This window comes from Micromonospora tarensis (assembly GCF_016803395.1).
GTDB classification, from domain to species: domain Bacteria; phylum Actinomycetota; class Actinomycetes; order Mycobacteriales; family Micromonosporaceae; genus Micromonospora; species Micromonospora tarensis.
Genome location: NZ_JAEVHL010000327.1, coordinates 1 through 5,667 on the forward strand (window position 1 = coordinate 1; position 5,667 = coordinate 5,667).

Annotated in this window: 6 protein-coding genes; 5 read left to right on the top strand and 1 reads right to left on the bottom strand. The window is 73.4% G+C overall.

Features of this window, described 5'->3' with window-relative positions; all coding sequences use genetic code 11:
- Positions 1-54 precede the first annotated feature (54 nt).
- The 4 genes from JM949_RS32845 to JM949_RS32860 all read left to right on the top strand — a co-directional run bounded on the left by JM949_RS32845 (position 55) and on the right by JM949_RS32860 (position 3,889).
- Positions 55-774 carry a response regulator gene (locus JM949_RS32845; RefSeq protein ID WP_203151952.1) on the top strand — a complete coding sequence of 240 codons (720 nt, stop codon included), beginning with the start codon at positions 55-57 and terminating at the stop codon, positions 772-774.
- Positions 775-856: 82 nt separating this feature from the next.
- A complete protein-coding gene (locus JM949_RS32850) occupies positions 857-1,750 on the top strand; it encodes an ABC transporter ATP-binding protein (protein ID WP_203151953.1) in 894 nt (297 codons plus the stop codon).
- On the top strand, positions 1,747-2,808 hold the full coding sequence (locus tag JM949_RS32855) for an ABC transporter permease (protein ID WP_203151954.1): 1,062 nt from the start codon (positions 1,747-1,749) through the stop codon (positions 2,806-2,808). Before JM949_RS32850 ends, JM949_RS32855 begins: the two co-directional genes overlap by 4 nt.
- A gap of 115 nt (positions 2,809-2,923) precedes the next feature.
- Positions 2,924-3,889, top strand: coding sequence for a carbohydrate binding domain-containing protein (locus JM949_RS32860; RefSeq protein ID WP_203151955.1), 966 nt, complete (start codon positions 2,924-2,926; stop codon positions 3,887-3,889).
- Between the two features lie 127 nt (positions 3,890-4,016).
- Here JM949_RS32860 and JM949_RS32865 read toward each other — a convergent pair whose 3' ends face one another.
- Positions 4,017-5,054, bottom strand: coding sequence for a peptidoglycan-binding protein (locus JM949_RS32865; RefSeq protein WP_203151956.1), 1,038 nt, complete (start codon positions 5,052-5,054; stop codon positions 4,017-4,019).
- Between the two features lie 252 nt (positions 5,055-5,306).
- Between JM949_RS32865 and JM949_RS32870 the strand changes: the two genes are divergently transcribed.
- Positions 5,307-5,667, top strand: a 361-nt coding sequence (locus tag JM949_RS32870; protein ID WP_203151957.1) for a helix-turn-helix domain-containing protein, incomplete at its 3' end; no start/stop codon positions are given.

Consider the following 5,667-nt stretch of genomic DNA (forward strand, 5'->3'; position numbering starts at 1 on the left):
GCTGCCGGGTCCGGGCGACGGGCACCAGGTGCCCGCCGGCGCGGAGCGCTCGGCGTGAGCGCCGCGCCGGCCGATCCGGCACCCGGCGGTGGCCAGCCGATCCGCGTGCTGCTCGCCGACGACCAGCACCTCGTCCGCACCGGCTTCCGGGTCATCCTGGAGGTGGAGGACGACATCGAGGTGGTCGGTGAGGCCGCCGACGGCGAACGCGCCGTCAGCATGACCCGAGCCACCCGCCCCGACGTCGTACTCATGGATGTGGAGATGCCCGGGATGGACGGCCTGGCGGCCACCCGGCAGATCGTCGCCGACGGGCCCGGCGCGCCCGCGGTGCTGATCCTCACCACCTTCGACCGCGACGACTACCTGTTCGCCGCGCTGCGGGCCGGGGCCAGCGGCTTCCTGCTCAAGAACGGCACCCCGGAAGAGCTGATCGAGGCGATCCGGGTGCTGGCCCGGGGCGACGGCCTGCTCGCCCCGGAGATCACCCGCCGGGTGATCTCCACATTCGCCCGCCCCGGCGACCCGGCGGGCACCGCCCATCTCGGCCTGAACGCCGACGCCGCGCTGGCCGGGCTGACCCCACGGGAACGCGAGGTGCTGGTCCTGCTCGCCGCCGGGTCGAGCAACGCGGAGATCGCCGCGACCATCCACCTGGGCGAGGCGACGGTGAAGACACACGTGAGCCGGGTGCTGGCCAAACTCGGCCTGCGCGACCGGGTGCAGGCGGTGGTGTTCGCGTACGAGAACGGGGTGGTCCGGCCCGGCGGGTGACCGGTGTCCGCCACGAGGCGGACCCGCCCGCTCAGCCGCTGGGCGGACGGCGGACGGTCGTATTGGATCTAGCGTGGGACGGGTGACCAGAACGCTTCGCCTCCACGGCGTCGACCGCAGCTTCGGCGACCGGCAGGTGCTCAGGAACGTCTCCTTCGACGTGGCCGCCGGCCGGATGACCGGCTTCGTGGGCGCCAACGGCGCCGGTAAGACCACCACCATGCGGATCATCCTGGGCGTGCTCGCCCCCGACGCCGGCGAGGTGAGCTGGGGTGGGACCAAGCTGACCCGGCAGGACCGTCGGCGCTTCGGCTACATGCCTGAGGAGCGGGGGCTCTACCCCAAGATGACCACCCGGGAGCAGGTGAGCTACCTGGGCCGACTGCACGGGCTGGACGCCGTCGCCGCACGGCGGGCCACCGACACGCTGTTGGACCGGGTCGGGCTCGGTGAGCGCGGCGACGACCTGCTGGAGACGCTGTCCCTGGGCAACCAGCAGCGCGCGCAGATCGCCGCCGCGCTGGTGCACGACCCCGAGGTGCTGGTGCTCGACGAGCCGTTCTCCGGTCTGGACCCGCTGGCCGTGGACACCGTCGTCAGCGTGTTGCGGGAACGGGCCTCGGCCGGCACCCCGGTGCTCTTCTCCAGTCACCAGCTCGACGTCGTGGAACGCCTCTGCGACGACCTGGTGATCATCGGCGACGGGGTGATCCGGGCCGCCGGCAGCCGACAGCAGCTACGCGACTCGTACACCGTGCCCCGCTACGAACTGGTGGTGGAGACCGACGCCGGCTGGGTCCGCGACCACCCCGGGGTGACAGTGGTCGAGCTGGACGGCGCGCGGGTCGTCTTCGACCTGCCGGCCGGCACCGACGAACAGCCAGTGCTCCAGGCGGCCCTCGCCCGCGGCCCGGTCCGCGCCTTCCGCCCGGTCAGCCCCTCGCTCACCGAGATCTTCCGAGAGGTCACCCAGTGAACGTCACCCAGGCCACCCGGCTGGTCGCCGAACGCGAGATCCGGGTCAAACTCCGCGACCGGACGTTCCTGTTCGGCACGCTGTTCTTCCTGCTGATCGCCGCCGCGGGCACCATCCTGCCGCCGCTGTTCGCCGGCGGGCCGTCCACCGTCGCGGTGACCGAGAGCGCGGCCGGGCCGCTGCGCGCGGCCGGGCTGGAGGTCCGGGTCGTCGCCGACGACCGGGCCGCCGAACAGGCCGTCCACGACGACGACGTGGACGCCGCGGTGGTCTCCGGACCGGCCGTCCTGGCCATGGACGAGGCCCCCGACGACGTGGTGCGGGCGCTGAGCACCCAGCCGACCGTCCGCCTGCTCGACCCGGACGCGGTCGACCCGGTGGTGGCCTTCCTGGTGCCGTTCGTCTTCGCGTTCGTCTTCTTCCTCACCTCGCAGACGTTCGGTGTGCAGATCGCGCAGAGCGTGATCGAGGAGAAGCAGACCCGGATCGTGGAGATCCTGGTCGCCGCCGTGCCGGTCCGGGCCCTGCTGGCCGGAAAGGTGGTGGCCGGCGCCATCCTGGCGTTCGGGCAGATCGCGTTGATCGCGGTGGTGGCGGTGCTCGGGCTCCAGTTCGGCGACAGCGGGGGCCTGCTCACCCTGCTCGCCCCGGCGATCGGCTGGTTCGTGCCGTTCTTCGTGGTCGGTTTCGTGCTGCTCGCCGCCATGTGGGCGGCGGCCGGCTCGCTGGCCAACCGGCAGGAGGACATCGCCGCCGTGTCGACGCCGGTGCAGCTCGCCGTCATGCTGCCGTTCTTCGCGGTGATCTTCCTGAACGACAACGCCACCGCCATGCGGGTGCTGTCCTACCTGCCGTTCTCGTCGCCCACGGCGATGCCGCTGCGGCTGTTCACCGGCGACGCCGCCGGGTGGGAGCCGATCGTCTCGCTGGTCATCCTGCTGCTCGCCGCCGGCGCCTTCCTGCTCGCCGGCGCCCGGGTGTACGAGGGGTCGCTGCTGCGCACCAACGGGCGGACCTCGCTGCGGACGGCCTGGCGGGAGCGGGAGACGATCGGCTGAGCCGAGGTTCGCCCGGCGCGGGCGTCGGTGTCCTGACCGGACGCCGGCGCCCGCCGCCGTACGGCACCGTTCCGACCGTCGTTCGGCGGCGGCGAACAGCGCGAACGCTCCTACGGTGAGCCGATCCACCGGCCACGACCTGGTCGTCGCCCCGTCCCGGACCGGACCGGACCGGACCGGACCGGAAAGGCTCTCCATGACCGCATCGACCGGACGGCAACCGCGACCCCGTCGTCTCCTCGGCATGGTGCTCGCGGTGGTCTTCGCCAGCACCCTCACCGCTCTCGTCCGGCCCGCGCCGGCCGCCGCCGCCCCGGGTGACCTCATCCTCAACGGCACCTTCGACAACGGCACCACCCAGCCCTGGTGGACCCGACTCGCCTCGACCAGCACGACTGTCAACGCCGGGCAACTACGCGTCCGCACCAGCGCGACGGTCGGCAGACCGGTCTGGGAGGACCTGGTCGGCCACTTCGAGTTCGGGGTGACGGCCGCGCAGCCGTACCGGCTACAGTTCGACGCCGCCGCGGACGTCGACCGCCCGGTGCGCGTCTCGGTCTCCCGGGCCGACACACCGTTCACCTCCGCCGTGGACCAGACCGTGGCGCTCACCCCGACGATGCGCCGGTTCACCTTCGACTTCGTGTCGCCGTTCGGTGACCCGAAGGCGGTGCTCCTGTTCCACCTCGGCGCGCACCCGGCGTCCACGGTCCGGTTGGACAACATCTCGCTGCTCCCGCTGGCCGTCGACGCGGCGAACGACCCGATCCTGTACTGGAACGGCGTCCTGCTGGCCACGTACCGGGCACTCAACCTGCCGCCGACCACCTCGTCGCGCGAGGCGGCCATCCTGCACGCGGCGATGCAGGACGCCGCCGTCTCGGTCACCGGGGTCGGCACCCCCTACCGGGTGCGGGTGCCGGTCAGCTACCCCGGCACGATGGACAACGTGGTGGCACCGTCCCTGCACGCCGCCATCGACCGGGCCGCGTACGACGTGCTGACCGCGCTCTACGGCGGCCAGGGACGCTCGTACTCCCAGGCTCGCGCGGGCGCCGTCGCCCGCGGCCGTCCGGGGTGAACGCGGCGGAGGTCGCGCGAGGCGACACCGTCGGGGCGGCGGCCGACGCCGCCAACCTCCAGGCCCGCGCCAACGACGGGTCCGGCAACAACACTTCCTACGTCGGTGTGGCGGGGAGCAGCCCGTGTCACGGCGACGGTGCGCAGCGCCAGTGGCCGAATCCGCCGGCGCGCGACCAGACGTCCCGCGCCGCCCTGATGTTCCACCCGGGATCCAACGCCGTCCGGCCGTCGACGCCGAGCCGGGACAACTCCGTGTCACTGAACTGGAACAACCCCCAGCGGCGCGATCCGTCCGCGACGACCTCCACCCGGTACGGATCCAGCCCGGACAGGCACCGGGCGACCCGCACCGCGCCGCCCGGATCCTCCGGGAAGACCAGCCGCAGGTACTTGCCGATCCGCTCCTCTGACCAGGTGGGTGGCACCGGGGGAGCGTCCGCCAGCTCGTCGAGCACCCGTCCGTCGGCGATGCCGCTGACCGGCATGCCCCCCATCGCCTGGAAGGCGATCACCCGGCTCGTGGTGTCCGGGCCGAACCAGCCGTCCACCGGCACGGCGAGTCCTCCCGCCACCAGGTGCTCCTGCAGGTCCAGCACACACGGGCCGTACATGCCCTGGCGCAGGACCAGGGGGCAGTCGGCGGTCGGCGCGTCGTCCACTGTCGCGACGGCCTTCGGTAGCAGCACCCCTGTCGTCCCGACCGTCAGCACGCCGACCACCGCGAGCAGTGCCGGTCGGAGCCAGCGACGGACCGGCCGGGGCGCCCGGGACCGGGGCGGCTCCGGCGGGACCGGGTCGACGCCCGGGGCCGGGTCGACGCCCGGGCGCGGGTCGGCGGTGTCCCGTGCCGGCTGGGTCTCGCACCGGTCCCGCTCGTCGAGCCGGGCTTCGATGTCGCGCCGCATGCCCAGCAACCGCTCGACCTCGCCCGCCGGGGTGCCGATCGCCGCCAGCATCGCCACGACGGTGCGCTCCCGGGGCAGCGTGGTCCGCCCCAGCATGGTGGCGAGCGTGCTCGGCGGCAACCAGTGTCCGGCCGCCGAGGCGCGCCGGGCGATGTCCCGGTAGGTCAGGCCCGAGCGCCGCCGCGCGTCCCGGAGCAACGCCACGTACTCCCCCGCCGTGACGGCCTGCGGCACCGGATCCCGGGCAGCGTCGTCCATCAGATCTCCCCGCGTCGAAAAGTCGTCGGGCCCGGTCCCCTGCCGGTCCGGGCCCCGTCGGCCGTACGCCGGTCGGCGGCGTGGCCATCGAGCACCGACGCTAGATAAGCCGTCTGCCCTGGACAATGCCCTGATCGTCGCGCTGCCACGTCCGCCCAGCTCAGCGCGGCATGTCCGGGTTTTGTCCGGCCAGCTCGGACAGTCGCTCGACGGCGGTTGCCCCGGCACCGCCGGTTTCTGGACAATCATGCGATGACCACGGGGGAGCCACGACCGGACGAGGCGGCCGACGCGGCCGAATTCGTCGACCTGCTGCGCCAACTCAAGGACCGGTCCCGACTCACGTACCGGCAACTGGAGCAACGCGCGGCCGCCGCCGGTGACGTGCTGGCCCGCAGCACCGCCGCCGACATCCTGCGCCGGTCCACCCTGCCGCGGCCCGAGGTGCTGGCCGCGTTCGTCAGAGCCTGCGGCGCGGAGGATCAGGTCGAGACGTGGCTGCGGGCGCGGCACCGTCTCGCGGTCGGCGGGTACCAGCCGACGTCGTCGGCACCCGACCTTCCGCCGGCCGAGGGAGCCACGCCGGACCAGCCGCCGGGCCGACGGGCGCCGT

Coding starts and splice junctions, on each gene's coding strand:
- JM949_RS32865 (WP_203151956.1), bottom strand. CDS start 5,054: ATGGACGACGCTGCCCGGGATCCGGTGCCGCAGGCCGTCACGGCGGGG.